The organism is Pseudalkalibacillus hwajinpoensis, assembly GCF_039851965.1.
GTDB lineage: Bacteria > Bacillota > Bacilli > Bacillales > Guptibacillaceae > Guptibacillus > Guptibacillus hwajinpoensis_E.
In genome coordinates this window covers 3,354,982-3,373,516 of the sequence record NZ_CP156674.1, presented here as the reverse complement: position 1 = coordinate 3,373,516, position 18,535 = coordinate 3,354,982, and the positions used below count along the sequence as shown (strand labels likewise).

Below are 18,535 nucleotides of genomic sequence, written 5' to 3'. Positions count from 1 at the left end.
ATCTCCAGACGACTTTTTTATGATTCTAGAGCCTGGAGAAGATCATCCCAAATATCCTCCCACGCCTCTAACCCAACTGACAACCGAATAAGCGATTCACTGATCCCCATTCTTCTTCTTTCTCCATCAGGTACAACTGCATGTGTCATTGTTGCAGGGTGTTGAATAAGTGACTCAGCATCTCCGAGACTTACCGCAATTTTAATCATCTTAAGTCTATTCATAAATACCTGCGCTTCCTTTTTACCCCCCTCAAGTTCAAAACTAATAAGCCCACCAGGGTACTTCATCTGCTTCATAGTGATTAAATGTGAAGGCGATGATTTAAGCCCTGGATACATCACATTTCTCACACGGGGATGCCTATTTAGCTTTTCAACTATGTTTCTGGCATTATCACAGTGGCGATCCATCCGAATCGGTAATGTTTTTAAGCCTCTTAGCAATAACCAGGCATCAAAAGGAGAAAGAATACCACCTATGTCTTTTTGTGTACTTTTTGCAATCGACGTGATTGTTTCTTGGTCTCCAGCTACCAGCCCAGCTATAACATCACCGTGTCCACCAATGTATTTAGTCGCACTATGCAACACAATGTCACACCCATACTCCAGAGGCCGCTGCAAATATGGTGTTGAGAACGTATTATCAACCACAACTTTAATCCCCTTTTCTTTTGCAATGGAGGAAACCATCTCAAGGTCGATTACTTTTAAAGTTGGATTAATCGGGGTTTCAATATAAATGACTGCCGTATTAGGACGAATAGCTCCTCTAATTTGGTCTTTCGAATCTAAAGGAAGCAAATCGTGATCTATTGAGAATTTATCTTTTAACATGTTGAGCAAACCAAAAGTACAGCCGTAAACTCCTTCGGAACAAAGGATGTGATCTCCTGAACGAACGAAGTTCATCAAAACTGCTGAAACAGCAGCCATTCCTGAACCAAACGCTAAGCCAGCTTCCGCATTTTCAAGCGAAGCGATTCGTTCTTCGAGCATGCGAACGGTAGGATTTCCAAGTCTTGAATAAATATAGCCAGGTTCCTCACCTGAAAATCTTTTTTCCCCAGCCTCAGCTGTTTCAAATGTAAACGTTGACGTCTGGTAAATAGGTGATGCAAGACTGTTGCAGTGCGCTTTAGCTTCATAACCTTCATGAATCGCTTTCGTTTCAAATCGATGTTCCTTATTCAACTTAAAGCCCCCTCCATCTCAAGTCACTTTCTTTATCCACTCTCATTGTAAGCGCTTTCTATTATAAGGTGAAGAGGTTATTATTTTTCACCAATTAAAAGGTTGAGAGATTTAAAAACCGTTTGATCCGCTTATTCAAAAGCAAAAGTTGACACGATTCTCTGAAAGAGGTACAATTGCATTTGTGTAAAATAAGAATGGGCAGCAGCGTGACGGGCTGCGATTTCATTGTGTTCCTTTAAATAGGTACGCCGCGTAACCTCCGGCTGTCGAGGTGAAGGCGTGTGAAAACACAATGTGCGCAAACCGGAATCACGACACTGTTTTTATTTTATACCAATAAAAATGGTATAAAGGAGGAGCTAATTATGGCTCGTTATACAGGACCAAGTTGGAAAATTTCTCGTCGTCTTGGTATTTCTCTAAGTGGAACAGGTAAAGAATTGGAAAAGCGTCCTTACGCTCCAGGTCAACATGGACCTAACCAGCGTAGAAAGCTTTCTGAATATGGACTTCAGCTTCAAGAGAAGCAAAAGCTTCGTCACATGTACGGCATGACTGAGCGTCAATTCCGTCGTCTATTCGATGATGCTGGTAAAATGAAAGGTGTTCATGGTGAGAACTTTATGGTTCTTCTTGAATCTCGTCTTGACAACCTTGTTTACCGTCTGGGTCTAGCTCGTACTCGCCGTCAGGCTCGTCAGCTAGTTAACCACGGTCACATCACAGTTGATGGCAAGCGTGTTGACATTCCTTCATACCGCGTAGCTACTGGTCAAGTACTAAGCGTACGTGAGAAGTCAAACAATCTTGATATCATTAAAGAAGCAATCGAAGTAAACAACTTCGTTCCAGAATACCTTACTTTCGATGCAGATAAGCTTGAAGGTACGTTCTCTCGCCTTCCTGAGCGTTCTGAACTTCCTGCAGAAATCACTGAAGCTCTTATCGTTGAGTACTACTCTCGTTAAGCTGTTTCACAAAACCCCGGAATTTATTCCGGGGTTTTTATTTTGTGTCAAAAAAAACAGGCTCCCTTGAATTCAGAAGAGCCTGCTCCCTTTCTATTAATAAGTAAGAAGGAAATATTTCTTCTTACCTCTTCTAATGATTACATATTGATTTTCAATCTGATCGGATTCAGAAATGACTTTTTCCAATTCCTGAAAACGTTCGCCATTGATATAAACCGCTCCATTTTTAATATCTTCTCTTGCCTGACGCTTAGAAGGTGAAATTCCTGCTTCTACGAGAAGATCAATTAGTCCCTTTTCACGATCTTCTACATGGTAGGAAGGTACATCCTTAAAGCCAACTCTAATTTCTTCCGCCGTCAATTGCTTAATGTCACCACTAAACAGGGCCTCTGAAATGTTAATAGCCTGTTGAAGCTTATCATCCCCATGCACAAGTTTCGTCACTTCTTCTGCAAGTGTGCGATGCGCTTCTCTCTTTTCGGGAGCCTCCACGTGCTTGGATTCAATCTCTTTGATTTCTTCAAGACTTAAGAAAGTGAAGTAGTTAAGAAACTTCACCACATCACGGTCATCTGAATTGATCCAGAACTGATAGAACTCGTATGGCGATGTTTTATCAGCATCTAGCCAAATCGCACCACCCTCAGATTTACCAAACTTCGATCCATCACTCTTCGTCACAAGAGGGAATGTTGCACCATAAGCCTTTGTTGATTCTTCGCTTCCTTCTTCTTTACGAATTAATTCAAGGCCTGCTGTAATATTCCCCCATTGATCGCTTCCTCCTATTTGAAGGCGGCAATTTTCTTTACGGTAAAGTTGTAGAAAATCATAAGATTGAAGAATCATATACGTAAATTCAGTAAATGAAATTCCCGCTTCAATACGTGAAGTGACGGAGTCCTTTGCAAGCATATAGTTTAATCCAAAATTTTTACCCACATCACGTAAAAATGGAATGACATTTAATTCACCAATCCAGTCGTAGTTGTTAACGGCTTTCGCAGAATTCTCACCCATTTCAAAATCCAAAAAGCGAGCGAGCTGCCCCTGTAACTTGTTTGTCCACTCTTTAACGATATCTTCTGAGTTCAATGTACGTTCATTAGACCTCCCGCTTGGATCTCCAATTAAACCAGTAGCACCCCCAACGAGCGCAATTGGCGTATGTCCTGCTAACTGGAACCTGCGAAGTGCTAGTACCGGCAGGAGATGACCAATATGGAGACTATCTGCTGTTGGATCAAACCCCGAATAAAGAGCAATTCGGTTCTCTGTAAGTTCTTTTTCAAGTCCCTCTCGATCAGTCACTTGATTGAGAATACCTCTTGCTTCTAATTCATCTAAAATGTGCATTTTTTCGACTCCCTTTGTCATTAGTATTGGTTTGTGAATTATTAAAATTCTCGGAGGTGACCTAGAAAAAAGCATATAAAAAACCCGCCCCTGGTAAAGGGACGAGTTTGATCGCGGTACCACCCTTGTTGAAGAAAGTTACATTTCTCCCACTTAGTCAGTATAACGGACTGATCCCGTCTAATGCTACACAGACACAAAAGTCCTTCCCATTAGATGCTCATGGAAGTAATTCGCATTTTCCTTTATGCTGATTCACACCTACCACCAGCTCTCTGAAAAAGGGAGAAAAACACTACTTCGTCCAATCAATGCTTATCACTCTTAAAACACTATTTAAATTAATATCACAAAGCTGTAAATGTGTCAATTTTAACACTATGATATCTTTTAACAGTTTATACAAATATCGACGACATATGCTATAATAAATGGGATTAATTTGAGGAGGTATAGGGATGCGAGAGCTTTTTTCTTCTATCAGGCAAAAGTGGAACGCGTTCATTGATAGATTGCAAGAATACAACATTTTATCCGGTTCAAGAATTGCTTACAAAGTCATCTGGAATCTTTTCTTAATTTTTCTTGTGCTTGGTCTCATGGGAAGTTTTTTCGCCGGTGGTGTTGGTGCGGGGTATTTCGCATCTCTTGTGAAAGATGAACCGATTCGCTCTTACGATGAGATGAAGAGAGACGTTTATAACTATGAAGAAACCAGTGAAGTTTATTTTGCTGGCGACGTTCTTCTTGGAAACTTTCGTTCAGATATCGAACGTAAGGAAGTTGATTTAAAAGACGTTTCTCTCCTTCTGCAAAAAGCAGTCATTTCTACTGAGGATGAATATTTTTATGATCATGAAGGAATTGTTCCAAAAGCAATCGGACGAGCAGTCCTTCAAGAAGTTACTAATTCTGAAGATCGAAGCGGCGGAAGTACATTAACGCAGCAACTCGTCAAGAACCAGATTCTAACGAGAGAAGTTTCTTTTGAACGAAAAGCTAAAGAAATGCTACTCGCTCTTCGCCTCGAAAATTTCTTCGAGAAAGATGAAATTCTAGAAGCCTATCTTAACATCGTTCCTTATGGACGAAATGCTTCTGGTAATAACATTGCAGGTGTTCAGGCTGCGTCACAGGGGATCTTCGGTGTGAATGCCAATGACTTAAACCTACCACAAGCTGCTTTTATTGCTGGTATACCCAAAAATCCTTATACATACACTCCATTTACGAATTCTGGAGGAGTTAAGGAAGATCTTTCTGCCGGTATCGACCGAATGGAATTTGTTCTTTACAGAATGTATCAGGAAGAAACAATCACAAAAGAAGAGTATGATGAAGCCCTTGCCTATAACATTGAAGAGAATCTAGCGAAGTCCACTCCTTCACCTGTTGAGAAATATCCTTATTTGACTTTTGAAATTGAGGATAGGGCAAAGAGAGTTCTTGCTAAGCAAATTGCTAATGAAGAAGGATATAACGGCGATGAGCTTGCAAAGAGTATCGATTATTATAATCAAATTAGTTACAATGCTAACATTTCAGCCAATTCTACTACTGAAATCGCCAAGAGCATGGGTCTTAAATGGGAAAAAGTACAGGAAGATTCCGAAGTTTTTGTTGAATTCATGAATAATGCTGAAATAGAACTTCGTAAAAATGGGTACAAAATCCACACTACAATCAATAAAGATATGTATGACGCTATGAATCAAGCACGAGATGAAGTTCTGGATAATCCAAATTATTTTGAAGGACCAAAACCAGCATCTGTGCAGGATCCTGAAACAGGTGAACTCATTAGTAAAGAGTTTCCAATGCAGGTCGGAAGTATTCTGATTGAGAATAAATCAGGGGAAATTCTATCTTTCATTGGTGGCAGAGACTTCGATGTGGAGCAATTAAATCATGCCACAGACGCTTACCGCTCTAATGGTTCTACAATGAAGCCATTACTTGACTATGCACCAGCAATGGAAGAAGGTAAGGTACAGCCGGGGTATATTATACCTGATCTACCATCAGATAATTTTGAATGGCTCCCTAAAAACTATGGGGAAAATTATCATGGGCTTGTAACAGCTCGAACTGCATTAGAGAAATCATATAACGTTCCAGCAGCGAGAATATACTTTAAGATGGACCCATACAAGGCAACAGAATATTTGATGAAAATGGGCTTCAGTACGTTAACCCAGGCAGATCGCGTCAACGCTACCACTTCTATCGGATCACTTGAACGCGGAGTAAGCGTAGAAGAAAACACGAACGCATTTGGTACATTTGCGAACGGTGGCCAATTCGTTGACGCTTATATGATTGATAAAATCGTTGATCGTGACGGAAATACGATTTTCGAACATAAACCAGAGCCTGTGGAGGTATTTAGTCCACAAACCGCGTATCTTACGATTGATATGATGCGTGATGTCATTAGTCAGGGTACCGCTCAAGATATTCCAAATAAGTTGAAGTTCGCTTCTGATTGGGCCGGTAAAACTGGGACAGGACAGGATTACGTAGATGCATGGTTTGTCGCAACAAATCCGAATGTCTCACTTGGTGTTTGGACTGGCTATGACCAGCAGATGAGTATGGATTCAAACCTGTACTCCAAACGAAACAAAAACCTCTGGGCTCTATTCGCTAATGCTGCTTATGATGCGAAACCAGAAGTAATGGACCCTGAAGAATCCTTCAAGATGCCGACTGGGATTGTGCGCAGATCCTTCTGTGGCATTTCAGGCAAGCTAGCTTCTGATCTATGTCAAAAAGCCGGTCTTGTCCAAACGGATCTCTTCAATGCGAAATATGTGCCAACTGAGGTCGATGACAGCCTTACTGAAGGACGTTATGTTGTAATCAATGGTAATACCTTCGAAGCTCTTGCATCTACTCCACAAGAGTTTGTATCAAGCGGCGTCATGATTAAGGAAGATTACTTCTCAGGAGTTGATCTTGCTCGGCTCTTACCCTCTGAATTTAGTAATCTAAATATCGTTTCAGAAGGGACAACTGCAAAAGAAAATGGCAAGAAACCTGGAACAGTTGGTGGCGTTTCAATTAATGGATCAACATTGAACTGGGGTGCTTCAGGAGAAAGTGATATTGTTGGGTATCGCATCTACCGTGCTGCAAATAAAAGCAATTCCTTTACAAAGCTTGGCAGCATCAAATCTTCAGACGGAAGCTCATTCAATATTCCTTCAGGCGCCTACGCTTACTACGTGACAGCAGTTGACGTAGCAGGGAACGAATCAGGGCCATCAGCTAAAGTAACAACTGGTGATTGGTCTAATAAGCCAGAGCCGAAAGAACCTGAAAAGAAACCTGATCCAAAGCCGGAAGAAGAGAATGATGAAGCGTCCGGGGATCAGCAAAACGGAGACGATTCATCTAACAATGATTCAAATATGTCAGAGGATACGACGGAAAATGACGCTAGCTCCGATGATAGCAATAGTGAAAACAGCAACGAAGGCAATACCACAGGTAATACGGGTGATACTGAAAGTAGTAACAACGGTAACGGCGAGAATACCGGCGGTGAAAATAATAGCACTGGTAACGGTGGTAATACCGGTATTACCGGTATTACCGATGATACCGATGGTAGCCCCGATAATGAAAATAGTGGTGACTCAAACAGCGCTCAATAATAAAACAGCCTGCAGCATATGCTGCAGGCTGTTTTTTGATTAATCTTCCATCGTAGACAAATCACCAGTTGGGAGATCAAGCTCCCAGGCTTTTAGAACTCGACGCATGATCTTACCACTTCTTGTTTTCGGAAGCTTATCTCTAAATTCGATTTCTCGAGGGGCCGCATGTGCTGCGAGTCCCTTTTTAACGAAATTACGAATTTCCTCCATTAATTCGTCCGACGGTTCATGACCATCACGAAGCGCGATAAAGGCTTTAATAATTTCTCCTCGGACTGGATCAGGCTTGCCAATAACACCCGCTTCAGCAACTGCTTCATGCTCCACAAGCTTACTTTCCACCTCAAATGGACCGACTCTCTCTCCTGACGTCATAATGACATCATCAACGCGTCCCTGGAACCAGAAGTACCCATCTTCGTCTTTGTACGCTGAGTCTCCTGAAACGTACCAGTCACTTTTTAGGAAATAGCTTTCATATTTCTCTGGACGATTCCAGATAGCACGCATCATCGATGGCCATCCCTTTTTAATTGCCAGGTTACCCATTCGATTAGCTGGAAGCTCATTCCCTTGATCATCCACTATTGCAGCATGCACGCCTGGAATAGGTTTTCCCATTGAACCTGGCTTGATTTCCATAGACGGATAATTACTAATTAGCTGAGCACCCGTTTCCGTCATCCACCAGTTATCGTGAATACGAAGTTCAAGAACTTTGTTCCCCCATTTAATAACTTCAGGATTAAGCGGCTCTCCAACGCTTAACACATGTCGTAAGGACGAAAGATCATATTTCTTTACGATCTCATCTCCTGCCCCCATGAGCATTCGAAATGCTGTTGGGGCACTATACCAGACTGTTACTTCGTACTTTTCAATCGTTCCATACCAATCATCAGGGCTAAAACGTCCGCCACGGATAACATTGGACGTTCCTGCAAGCCACGGAGCAAATATACCGTATGATGTCCCCGTAACCCAACCAGGATCAGCGGTACACCAGTACACATCATTTTCCTTAAGATCCAGTACCCATTTTGCGGTTTGATAGTGCTGAATCATGGCATTATGCACATGTAGAACACCTTTAGGCTTTCCTGTTGAGCCTGATGTATAGTGGAGAATCATCCCGTCCTCACGATCAACCCACTCAATTTTTAACTTTTTCTCTGCAGACTCGAAATGCTTATTGAAGTCAATATATGGTCCTTCTTCCTGAATATTGTCCCCAACCAGTACAACACTCTCAAGATTTGGTAACTCATCAACCGGAACACGATCAAGGAGTTCAGGTGTTGTTACAAGCACTTTGGCCTCACTATCTTCAAGGCGGTCTCTCACTGCTCCCTCCATAAACGCTTCAAATAGAGGACCAGCGATAGCACCTAGTTTAAGAGTACCCAATAGAATAAAATAAAGTTCTGGAGAACGCGGCATGAAAATAAACACCCTGTCTCCCTTTTCAACATTCACTTTCTTTAAAACATTACCGGCTTTGTTACTCATCGCTTTCATTTCACTATACGTATACTTTTCATCTCTTTTTGGGTCAGAAAAATAAAGAGCTACTTTGTTCTTGCGATCGGACTCAGCGTGCTTATCAATTGCTTCATAGGCCATATTAACATTACCTGTTTCTGTCCAGGTAAAGGCCTTCTCCACGTCTTTCCAATCAAAGTTCTCGTATGTAGCTTCATAATCCTGTAAATTATGATTACCCAATGTAGCAGAAAGCGGTTTCAATTCCATAAGTAATCTCCTCCTTCTCCTTCATCTCTTTCCCTGATAGTATAACATAAATTCCTAATTTTTTAACAAATTGCAAAAGGTAATTAAATCATAATGAAACCCCTTACATTTAATCGAATTCATGTATAATAAGAACTGAGACCATTATTTAAAGGTGGTGACTAGATGGAACATCAGAAAATATATAACGCAATTGAATGGAATACACCTCACGGTAAACTCATTATTGAAGGTCCTGTTTCCCCTGACCGACTTGCATCCTATCATTTACATAAGGATCTCATAGCATTTCGTCCCCCTGAACAACAGCATAAAGCGCTTGTTGAAATTGCAGGGCTACCGGAGGGCAGGATTATTGTCGCAAGAGAACGAGAAACAATAGTAGGGTATGTGACATTTCTCTACCCAGATCCGTTGGAGCGATGGTCTGAGGGGAATATGGAAGATCTCCTTGAATTAGGAGCAATCGAAGTTATTCCAAAGTATCGAAACGCAAAGGTAGGAAAAAGCCTCTTACGAACATCGTTTATGGATGATGCCATGAATGACTATATTGTTATTACAACTGAGTATTACTGGCACTGGGACCTTAAAGGGACCGGGCTTTCTGTTTGGGACTATCGAAAAGTAATGGAAAAAATGATGAATGCTGGAGGACTCGAATGGTATGCCACAGACGATCCTGAAATCAGCTCTCATCCGGCTAACTGCTTAATGGCCAAGATAGGTTCCAGAATTGATCAAGACTCGATACAGGCATTTGATCGTCTTAGATTCCATAATCGCTTCATGTATTGAGCCGTAAAGGAGTAGGATGACATGGTCATAGAGGAAATAATGAATCGGAACGTCTTTTCATTGAAAGAAAGTCAGACAATTGCGGATGCCATTAAAGTTATGCAAGAAAAAAACATTCGGCATCTCCCGATTGTTAATAACGAAGAAGAGTTAACTGGGATTGTTTCAGACCGTGATATAAAGGATGCGAGTCCCTCTATTCTTGATACGGATCCAAATAAAGAGGTGCTACAGTCTCCTCTTTATTCTATTATGAAAAAAGAGGTCATTACAGCTCATCCCCTGGATTTTGTAGAAGAAATATCAACAATATTCTACGAACAGCGCATTAGCTCGATTCCAATCGTAGATAAGCGTCGTGTGATTGGTATTGTCACTGAAACAGATATGCTTCATACACTAATCCTTCTTACAGGAGCTCATCAACCAAGTTCGCACATCGAAGTTCAGGTAGCAAATGTTTCAGGGAAGCTTGCTGACATAACCCAAATTATCAGGAAGCGAAATGTTAATATCATCAGCGTTCTGGTTTACCCATGCAGTCACGATGAACAGTTTAAAAATATTGTTTTTCGTATTCAGACAATGAACCCAACTGCTGTGATAAATGATATTAAAAATGAGGGCTACGAAGTACTCTGGCCGAATATGTCAGGTGTTAAAAAATGAAATGTGACTCTCTTTTTGTCTACTCCTCAGACTATTTAAACTATAAATTCAGTGATGATCACCCTTTTAACCATATTAGGGTGAAGTTAACACAGGATCTACTTACCGAAGTTAATGCATTAAACAAAGAGGAAATCATCGCTCCTCGTATGGCGACGGATAGTGATATTGCTTTAATTCATGATCCTGCCTACATAGAGGCTGTGAAAAAAGCAGGAAAAGGAAGCTTAGCGTCCTCTATTGCAGCAAATTATGGCCTCGGCACTGAGGATACGCCAATTTTTACGAAAATGCATGAAGCAAGTGCACTTCTTGTCGGCGGGACATTAACTGCTGTTGATGCAGTTATGACAGGTAAATCTTCTCATGCATTAAATGTTGGCGGAGGGCTACATCATGGCTTTCGGGGCAAAGCGTCGGGTTTTTGTATTTATAATGATAGCTCAATTGCGATTGAATATATGAAACAAAAATACGGAGCAAGGGTTCTTTATGTTGATACGGACGCCCATCATGGTGATGGAGTTCAGTGGGCGTTTTATGATGATCCGGATGTATGTACCCTTTCAATTCATGAAACCGGTCGCTACCTATTTCCAGGTACAGGTAATATTAATGAGAAAGGTCAAGGTAAAGGCTATGGCTTCTCTTTTAATATACCAATTGACGCGTTTACAGAAGATGAATCATTTCAGGAAGTATACGAAGCCTCCTTTCGAAAAGTGATTAACTTTTTTAAACCGGATGTTATTCTCACGCAAAACGGAGCTGACGCTCATTATTACGATCCACTTACACACCTTTCTGTTTCAATGGCAAGCTATGAATTTATTCCGAAACTTGCCCATGATCTCGCTCATGAATATTGCGATGGAAAGTGGATAGCAGTGGGAGGAGGCGGCTACGACGTCTGGCGTGTGGTTCCACGGGCGTGGTCCAGAATATGGTTCGAAATGAAAGGACTTTCTATTACTGGCAGTCTTCCAGAAAAATGGCTGGAACGCTGGAAACCTCATTCTCCTCTCGAGCTTCCTGTAAATTGGCATGACGAAAAGAACCTTTATGACCCTATCCCCAGAAAACAGGAAATCACTGAAAAAAACAAACTGACTGTTGAGAGAGCATTGTACCAAATTGTAAACTAAAAAGCTTAAACAAAAAACGAGCCACTTCTGGCTCGTTTTTTGTTTCTACTCTTCGTTATGAATTGTAGAATTACGGTGCTGCAAACGATGTGGAAGGACTACCGTTTGATCTTCTACAGTCTCTTTATTCATTAGCTTCGTTAGTAGTCGCATTGCTACGGCACCAATATCATACATTGGTTGAACAACTGTTGATAGGGTTGGACGTACCATCGTAGCAAGTCTTGTATTATCAAACCCGACTACTTCAAAATCTTCAGGAACACTATAGCCGCTATCTTGTGCTGCATGGATCACACCAAGAGCCATTTCATCCGTTCCAGCAAAAATAGCTGTTGGCTTAGTTTCCTGTTCAAGAAATGCCGCCATCGCTTCCATACCAGAATCGTACGTATAATCGCCTATAGCTACACAATCTTCATCGACCTTCATACCGGCATCTTCAAGTGCCTGACGATACCCAAGGAACTTCTCTTCTCCGTTTATAGGATCTTCGAGCGGACCACTAACAAGTCCAATATTTTTATGTCCCTTTTCAATGAACTCAGTAACTAGTTCATATGCAGCTTTCTGATAATCAATATTTACTGATGGAATTTCCTGGCTTTTTTCTAACGTAGCTGCTAATACAATCGGTACAGGAGAACGCTTAAATTCCTCTACATGCTCTTCAGTAATTTTACCACCCATAAAGACAATTCCATCAACCTGTTTACCAAGCATGGTATTAAGTAAATGGATTTCTTTTTCTTTGTTTTGATCAGAGTTACTTAATATAATGTTATATTTATACATTGTAGCAATGTCTTCAATTCCTCTTGCTAGCTCGGCAAAAAAGATACTTGAGATGTCCGGAATGATGACACCTACTGTCGTTGTCTTCTTGCTAGCTAACCCACGAGCGACGGCATTTGGCCGATAGCCGAGCCTCTCAATTGCTTCAAGTACCTTTTTTCTAGTGGCAGGCTTCACATTGGGATTGCCATTTACAACCCTTGATACGGTCGCCATTGAAACTCCCGCTTCTTTTGCTACGTCATAAATCGTTGTATTCACGATGATCCTCCTTCATGCTCTTTCGGACTTTAATTTACTTAATGATACGATACTATCATGTTTACTGCAAATAATACTATATCTACAATCGCTAATAATAGTAAGCTTTGATAATCATGTATGATCCTCTACAATTTGTATGTAGAATATTTCACAATTAGATACTGTATTAAAGATAGCATATTTAATTACTTTTTGCTTTACTTAAACATAAATTTTTGTTGACAATCTATAAAATGCGGCGTCAGGTGCTTAAATTGAAAGCTGACCTTAGCTAATAGTGTTAACAAACGACTCAAGAAAAAAACCTTCTACTTATAAAGTAGAAGGTGTAGCTTTAGCCGGATTAAATAACCCGCTGGTTTTCAAATCATCAACGAACTGCTCGTATTGCGGAATATCTAGCTGCTGAGCAGCATCTGATAGGGCAACCGCAGGATCCGGATGAACCTCTACCATAATGCCATCTGCACCAATCGCAAGTCCTGCTTTAGCAGCTGGAAGAAGAAGGTCTCTTCGACCTGTAGAGTGTGTAACGTCTACAAGAACTGGTAAGTGAGTTTCCTGCTTTAGAATCGGCACGGCTGTAATATCAAGTGTATTACGCGTTGCCTTTTCGTAAGTTCGAATTCCTCTTTCACAGAGCATTACCTGTGTATTGCCATTTGAAACAATATATTCAGCGGCATTGATGAATTCTTGAATTGTTGCTGACAAACCGCGTTTCAAAAGAACTGGTTTATCTACAGAACCTGCAGCCTTAAGTAGTTCGAAGTTCTGCATGTTTCTCGCACCAATTTGAATAACATCAACATATTTTACAGCTTTTTCAATGTCTGCAGGATTAACGATCTCACTAACAACTGCGAGATCATATTCATCGGCTACTTGCTTTAAAATTTTAAGGCCTTCCTCACCAAGACCTTGGAAATCATATGGTGATGTACGAGGTTTGAAAGCTCCACCACGAAGCATTTTGAAGCCCTGCTTCTTTACAGCTCTCGCTACTTCAGCAACCTGCTCGTAGCTTTCTACTGCACATGGACCGGAAATTAATACCTGACCGCCTGCTCCGATTTTCTCACCTTTAATGTCGATGACCGTGTTGTCTGGTTGACGCTTTCTAGATACTAATAACGCTTTGCGATGATCATCTTCCTGTAATTCAAGGCTTGCCTTAAAAATTTCCTTAAAAATATGCTGCAGAGTGGAAGTGTCAAAAGGCCCGTCATTCTTCTCTGAAAGCATATCAAGCATTTTGCGCTCTCGGACAGGATCAAACCGATTAATTCCCTGTGCTTTCTTTACTCTACCTATCTCTTTTGCCAATTCAGCTCGCTCATTAATTAATTCGAGTAGCTGCAGGTTAATCTCATCTAATTTCACTCTCAACTCATCAATCTGGATGTTAGCCATGTTATCTCCACTCCTTATCTGTTTAACTGATTAGGGTTATTATATACGATGAAAAATGAAATGTCACTACTTTTCTTTTAATTCTTAAACGCTTTTAAGCATTAAATCGTGTCAGTAAAATAAAACGGCTTGAAACAGCCGATTTATTTTAAAAATTGTTTAGCAGCATCTGTTAAGGAAGTGTAGGTAATCCTCCAATGTGAATCGTTCCACACAACTTCTTCGTCATTAAACATGAGGGCCTGAGGTGACTGGTGTTTAATACCTGTAGATTCAGCAATTTCGGTAGAAAGTGGACGAGATTCTTGTACATTCAAGTAATAGATTTCTTGATCTACTCCCTCAGAGAATTTTTCAAACTCTTCAAATGCCTGAGCACTGATAGGACACGTTGTACTATTTTTAAACAATAGAAATTGATTGTTTTTTTCTTTTACACGATTAAATTCATCTAACGTTGTTAATTTTGTGATGGCCATTGAAATTCCCCTCTCATATGTTCTGTATTTCCATTATAAAGAACATAAGGACAAAAAGAAAAGGAGAAGCATTATAGCTTCTCCTTTTCGATGTCCTATGGGCGCTTAGTTGGGCTTTCCATAGATGCAGGCTCTTCTTCAGAAAAATGATCATTTAGATCCTGTTGGAAGCTTTCAACGTCTTCGTCAGCTTGTGCACGAATCGCATCATTTTCTTCACTTTCTAAATTTCTGTCCTTAATCTTTGATACTAAATTGTTAGATTGGTCAGAAACCTGCTTATAAAACGAGTTTGACTTTTCTTTTGCTCGGTTAGCAAAGTCTGAACTACGCTCTACTGCTGTATCGCGGAAGTGGGATGTTTTTTCTTTCACAACGCCTGCCTGCTGGTTAAGGTCGCTTCTTAGCTCTTTACCAGATTTCGGTGCAGCTAATAATGCAGCAGCTGCTCCTACAATTCCACCAATAAGAGAGCCGATGATAAAGTCCTTCGTATTAATGTTGTTGTTACTGTTGTTATTATTGTCGTTGTTAGTGTTATAAGCCATGTTTATACCTCCTAGGATTTTGAATCAATATACTGGTCTGTTGCTTTTTTCTTAACTTGCCACTTCTGCCAGATTTGCATTGCAGCGTTACCCCATTGAACTACTTTCGTTACCTGCTCTGATTGACGCTCGGCCTCTTCTGTTACTTTTCCAGTAATATTCTTTAGGGAATGATTCATCTTACCAAGTGACGTGCCCACTTCTTTAACCTGTACGAATACAGTATCAAGAGCCTCTGACTTACCTTGAATATCTTCTGCAAGCAGGTTTGTCTTATGTAGCAAAGCAGTAGTTTCAGTTGTTAAGCCGTTCATTTGTTTCTCAAGGCTATCAAGTGTTTTCGCCGTGTTGCTAAGCGTATCCTTTAAAGATTTCAATGTTTGCGCAACGAAATAAACGAGAACTGCAAATGCGACTGCGATAATAGCTACGCTTAAGTAAAGAATTATCTCCATGTAATGGCACCTCCTTTTCTCCATAACTTCCCTAATTCCAACTCTGGTAAACACAAGTTGGACCTTTAACATAAAAAAATAAAATGAGTCTCCCTTACTACTACTAATTCGTTACAGTTTACATTATTCCTTTTTAAAATATTTTTATTAATAAATTCTCAATATCTATTGCTTCTTTAACACGTCTTTTTCTTTTCATTACTATACAAATGGCTCTGTTAGTTATATTTAGTATCACGATAATTCTTAATCCATGGCGTAGATCAGTCAAGTCACCGTACCAAAAAAAAGGAAAGGCTCACAGCCTTCCCTTCTTATATTGATGCTTTTTCAGTTTCATATGCTTCCTGGTATTTTTGAATATCGCCAGCACCCATAAAGAGAAGTACCCCGCTATCGTGTTCATTCAATTGTTGAATGGAACCCTCAGAAATCATATGTGCATTGGGTATTTTATCCATTAATTCATCAATTGTTAACTGACCAGAATCTTCTCGAGCGGATCCAAAAATATCACATAAATAAACAACGTCAGCTTCTTTTAAACTGTCTGCAAATTCATTAAGGAATGTCTTCGTTCGTGTAAAAGTATGCGGTTGAAAAATAGCCACTACTTCACGATTCGGATATTTTTGATGAGCCGATTCAATTGTAGCTTTAATTTCAGTCGGGTGATGCGCATAGTCATCTATAAGAACCTGACCATCTACAACTTTTTCGGTAAAACGTCGCTTAACTCCTTTGAAGTTCATTAACTGCGCTGCAACTGCATCCCCTGATAGGTTTTCATAATGACAGAGAGCTACCACCGAGAGAGCATTCAATACGTTATGCTTCCCGTAAGTTGGGATCTGGAATGTGCGATAGTAATCATCACGAACATGTACATCAAAAGTAGTACCATTTTCATCAATCTTGATATTTGTTGCCTGGAAGTCATTCTGGTCATCAAAACCATAGAAAACAACCGGTACTTTAGTTTGAATTTGCTGGAGGTACGCGTCATCTCCGTATGCAATGATCCCCTTCTTAACTAACATAGCCATTTCTTGAAAGGCAGAAAAGACATCATCGACATCTGAAAAATAATCAGGATGATCAAAATCAATGTTTGTCATGATGGCATAATCAGGCTGATATGATAAGAAGTGACGGCGATATTCACAAGCCTCAAATACAAAATACTGGCTATCCTTCACACCTTTACCAGTACCATCTCCAATAAGATAAGAAGTTGGCTGGGCTGCGCCCACAACATGCGCTAGCAATCCAGTTGTTGATGTTTTCCCATGTGAGCCGGTTACAGCAATACTGGTAAACTTTTGGATAAAATCTCCGAGGAATTTATGGTAACGATAAACAGGAAGGTTCATTTCTCTTGATTGTACTAACTCTTCATGCTGATCATCAAATGCATTGCCGGCGATAATAATCATATCTTCTTTTATGTTTTCTTCTCCAAATGGGAGAATAGTGATACCTTTTTGTTCAAGGGCCTCCTGAGTAAAAAAACGTTTATCTACGTCAGAACCCTGCACGTTATAACCCATGTCATTGAGGATTTGTGCAAGGGCACTCATACCGGATCCCTTAATGCCAACAAAGTGATATATAGTCATTTCAGAACCTCCACACTTTCATTTCTTCTCCACATAATCTTCTTTAGTATATGATGTCATTACAAGTATGCGCTGATTTTCTTTTCAATACTACATTATAGCACAAAAAGAGACAGCCCTCCAATATAAAGTAAAACCTTCATCAGAGTAGGTTTTACCGTCCCTTAAAGGTGGGATAGTTAATCTCTTTAGGAAGACATTTGGCCCAAAAAAGACAGGAGTTTGTTCCTGTCTTTTTTCTTATTCAACACGCTCTAAGCGCGGGTTATCTCGATATTTTCTCCCTGCCTTTGCCTCGGGTTCATCATCAAGAATAACGTTATCTCCCGTAAAACCAATGTCAACTTTTAGCAAACTGCTGCCTACTCCATAAATGTCTACCGGAACGTTTTGAGATTCAAACGTTCTAATTCTCTCTTCCGTAAAGCCCCCGCTGACTACTATTTTGACGTGGTCGTACCCTTCTCGATCAAGGGCATCTCTTAATGCAAAAATCAGTTCTGCATTAACACCTCTAGGATCAAACGTTCCAAGAACATCCGGGTTGCGCCAGAAATATTGGTCAACCATCGTACGAGATGTATCTACGCGAACACCTTTTAACGTATCGCCAAACTCTCTCGCAACTCGAAGAGCATCTGTTACAACATCGTTGTTGTAATCAACAAGCGCAATCAGCTCATCTTCGGGATATTTCGCATAGTAAGCTTTTGAAGCCTCTACAACATCTCCTTTAAACAATTGAATGAGCGCATGGGGCATCGTCCCCATTCCCCTCTTACCCCACCATTCATTCATCGCATGTGTAGCCTGCGCGGTAGAACCACCTATGTAAGAAGCATAGCCATCGCCTGCCTGTTGGGTATAATGGTCGTCTCGGTCACCCATGAAAATAACAGGCTTTTGGATACCAGAAGTACGGGCTGCTTTCACTACATGATAAACATTCGTCGCAACAGAGGTTCTTCTGCCCAGAATACCATCAATTATTCCTTCAAGAAAACCAAAGTTCTGGTAGGGTCCTTTAATCTTTAGCACGGTTTCAAAGGGTGAGATTTTATCTCCATCTTTAAGAGAATGAATTTCTAGAGATTCTGGATCTTTAGCAAACGTTTTGATTAACGCGATTGCTTCGTCGGAACCACAAAGCACAGCATCGTGCTTTTGGAAAAACTGCATCGTTACCACGTTGTCAGGCTTGAACTCTTCCACAATTTCGCATGTTTTCAAAAAGTAAACAGCAGAAAACCATCCTTCTCTTACACGCTCATCAAATTTAAAGGTGTGGTTTGTTAGCCTTTTAATATTGCCTTGCATTTTAAGTTCAATTTCTTTCATAATGGGGCTCCTTCAAGTAGTTTCGTCATTCGTATGTGAGCTCTCTATGTTCAACCATTCACTTATCTG

At 40.5% G+C, this 18,535-nt stretch carries 15 protein-coding genes and 1 other annotated feature; of the genes, 5 read left to right on the top strand and 10 right to left on the bottom strand.

The genetic code is table 11. From position 1 onward, the window contains the following. Window positions 1-17: 17 nt before the first annotated feature. Complete coding sequence (gene megL, locus ABFG93_RS17355) at window positions 18-1,196, bottom strand: methionine gamma-lyase (protein WP_347549265.1); 1,179 nt, start codon at window positions 1,194-1,196, stop codon at window positions 18-20. Between the two features lie 368 nt (window positions 1,197-1,564). Here megL and rpsD point away from each other — a divergent pair, with 368 nt between their 5' ends. Beyond that, window positions 1,565-2,167: a 30S ribosomal protein S4 gene (gene rpsD, locus ABFG93_RS17350; protein WP_347549263.1), complete on the top strand. Its 603-nt coding sequence runs from the start codon at window positions 1,565-1,567 to the stop codon at window positions 2,165-2,167. Window positions 2,168-2,263: 96 nt separating this feature from the next. Here the strand turns inward: rpsD and tyrS are convergent, their stop codons facing one another. After that, entirely contained in the window at window positions 2,264-3,529 is a 1,266-nt protein-coding gene (gene tyrS / locus ABFG93_RS17345) for a tyrosine--tRNA ligase (protein WP_347549261.1), read from the bottom strand. Between the two features lie 94 nt (window positions 3,530-3,623). Continuing rightward, window positions 3,624-3,850, bottom strand: a binding site (T-box leader). Between the two features lie 137 nt (window positions 3,851-3,987). Between tyrS and ABFG93_RS17340 the strand changes: the two genes are divergently transcribed. After that, complete coding sequence (locus tag ABFG93_RS17340) at window positions 3,988-7,188, top strand: transglycosylase domain-containing protein (RefSeq protein ID WP_347549260.1); 3,201 nt, start codon at window positions 3,988-3,990, stop codon at window positions 7,186-7,188. Window positions 7,189-7,227: 39 nt separating this feature from the next. Here the strand turns inward: ABFG93_RS17340 and acsA are convergent, their stop codons facing one another. Continuing rightward, the gene (gene acsA / locus ABFG93_RS17335; RefSeq protein ID WP_347549259.1) at window positions 7,228-8,943 is read right to left on the bottom strand and encodes an acetate--CoA ligase; all 1,716 of its coding nucleotides are present in this window, start codon (window positions 8,941-8,943) and stop codon (window positions 7,228-7,230) included. Window positions 8,944-9,108: 165 nt separating this feature from the next. Between acsA and ABFG93_RS17330 the strand changes: the two genes are divergently transcribed. Genes ABFG93_RS17330 through ABFG93_RS17320 form a run of 3 tightly spaced genes read left to right on the top strand, consistent with a single transcriptional unit; the run spans window position 9,109 to window position 11,555 of the window. Further along, window positions 9,109-9,741 carry a GNAT family N-acetyltransferase gene (locus ABFG93_RS17330; protein WP_347549258.1) on the top strand — a complete coding sequence of 211 codons (633 nt, stop codon included), beginning with the start codon at window positions 9,109-9,111 and terminating at the stop codon, window positions 9,739-9,741. A 21-nt stretch (window positions 9,742-9,762) separates the two neighbouring features. Further along, window positions 9,763-10,410 (top strand): acetoin utilization AcuB family protein, encoded by a 648-nt coding sequence (locus ABFG93_RS17325; protein ID WP_347549257.1) that lies wholly within the window; start codon window positions 9,763-9,765, stop codon window positions 10,408-10,410. Continuing rightward, window positions 10,407-11,555, top strand: a complete 1,149-nt coding sequence (locus ABFG93_RS17320) for an acetoin utilization protein AcuC (RefSeq protein WP_347549256.1) — start codon at window positions 10,407-10,409, stop codon at window positions 11,553-11,555. The genes ABFG93_RS17325 and ABFG93_RS17320 overlap by 4 nt, the downstream gene beginning before the upstream one ends. 45 nt (window positions 11,556-11,600) lie before the next feature. Here ABFG93_RS17320 and ccpA read toward each other — a convergent pair whose 3' ends face one another. The 7 genes from ccpA to ABFG93_RS17285 form a co-directional block, all read right to left on the bottom strand. Then, entirely contained in the window at window positions 11,601-12,611 is a 1,011-nt protein-coding gene (gene ccpA, locus ABFG93_RS17315; protein ID WP_347549255.1) for a catabolite control protein A, read from the bottom strand. Between the two features lie 315 nt (window positions 12,612-12,926). Continuing rightward, complete coding sequence (locus ABFG93_RS17310) at window positions 12,927-14,027, bottom strand: bifunctional 3-deoxy-7-phosphoheptulonate synthase/chorismate mutase (RefSeq protein ID WP_347549254.1); 1,101 nt, start codon at window positions 14,025-14,027, stop codon at window positions 12,927-12,929. A gap of 143 nt (window positions 14,028-14,170) precedes the next feature. Then, window positions 14,171-14,506, bottom strand: a complete 336-nt coding sequence (gene ytxJ / locus ABFG93_RS17305) for a bacillithiol system redox-active protein YtxJ (protein ID WP_347549253.1) — start codon at window positions 14,504-14,506, stop codon at window positions 14,171-14,173. Between the two features lie 95 nt (window positions 14,507-14,601). Then, the gene (locus ABFG93_RS17300; protein WP_347549252.1) at window positions 14,602-15,054 is read right to left on the bottom strand and encodes a YtxH domain-containing protein; all 453 of its coding nucleotides are present in this window, start codon (window positions 15,052-15,054) and stop codon (window positions 14,602-14,604) included. An 11-nt stretch (window positions 15,055-15,065) separates the two neighbouring features. Next, window positions 15,066-15,509: a DUF948 domain-containing protein gene (locus tag ABFG93_RS17295; RefSeq protein ID WP_347549251.1), complete on the bottom strand. Its 444-nt coding sequence runs from the start codon at window positions 15,507-15,509 to the stop codon at window positions 15,066-15,068. Window positions 15,510-15,823: 314 nt separating this feature from the next. After that, window positions 15,824-17,128 carry a UDP-N-acetylmuramate--L-alanine ligase gene (gene murC / locus ABFG93_RS17290; RefSeq protein WP_347549250.1) on the bottom strand — a complete coding sequence of 435 codons (1,305 nt, stop codon included), beginning with the start codon at window positions 17,126-17,128 and terminating at the stop codon, window positions 15,824-15,826. Window positions 17,129-17,368: 240 nt separating this feature from the next. Beyond that, on the bottom strand, window positions 17,369-18,466 hold the full coding sequence (locus ABFG93_RS17285; protein WP_347549249.1) for a nicotinate phosphoribosyltransferase: 1,098 nt from the start codon (window positions 18,464-18,466) through the stop codon (window positions 17,369-17,371). Between the last annotated feature and the right edge of the window lie 69 nt (window positions 18,467-18,535).

Excerpts from the sequence above, each read along its gene's own strand:
- rpsD (WP_347549263.1), top strand. The coding sequence starts at position 1,565 with ATGGCTCGTTATACAGGACCAAGTTGGAAAATTTCTCGTCGTCTTGGT.
- tyrS (WP_347549261.1), bottom strand. The coding sequence starts at position 3,529 with ATGCACATTTTAGATGAATTAGAAGCAAGAGGTATTCTCAATCAAGTG.
- ABFG93_RS17340 (WP_347549260.1), top strand. The coding sequence starts at position 3,988 with ATGCGAGAGCTTTTTTCTTCTATCAGGCAAAAGTGGAACGCGTTCATT.
- acsA (WP_347549259.1), bottom strand. The coding sequence starts at position 8,943 with ATGGAATTGAAACCGCTTTCTGCTACATTGGGTAATCATAATTTACAG.
- ABFG93_RS17330 (WP_347549258.1), top strand. The coding sequence starts at position 9,109 with ATGGAACATCAGAAAATATATAACGCAATTGAATGGAATACACCTCAC.
- ABFG93_RS17325 (WP_347549257.1), top strand. The coding sequence starts at position 9,763 with ATGGTCATAGAGGAAATAATGAATCGGAACGTCTTTTCATTGAAAGAA.
- ABFG93_RS17320 (WP_347549256.1), top strand. The coding sequence starts at position 10,407 with ATGAAATGTGACTCTCTTTTTGTCTACTCCTCAGACTATTTAAACTAT.
- ABFG93_RS17310 (WP_347549254.1), bottom strand. The coding sequence starts at position 14,027 with ATGGCTAACATCCAGATTGATGAGTTGAGAGTGAAATTAGATGAGATT.
- ytxJ (WP_347549253.1), bottom strand. The coding sequence starts at position 14,506 with ATGGCCATCACAAAATTAACAACGTTAGATGAATTTAATCGTGTAAAA.
- ABFG93_RS17300 (WP_347549252.1), bottom strand. The coding sequence starts at position 15,054 with ATGGCTTATAACACTAACAACGACAATAATAACAACAGTAACAACAAC.
- ABFG93_RS17295 (WP_347549251.1), bottom strand. The coding sequence starts at position 15,509 with ATGGAGATAATTCTTTACTTAAGCGTAGCTATTATCGCAGTCGCATTT.
- murC (WP_347549250.1), bottom strand. The coding sequence starts at position 17,128 with ATGACTATATATCACTTTGTTGGCATTAAGGGATCCGGTATGAGTGCC.
- ABFG93_RS17285 (WP_347549249.1), bottom strand. The coding sequence starts at position 18,466 with ATGAAAGAAATTGAACTTAAAATGCAAGGCAATATTAAAAGGCTAACA.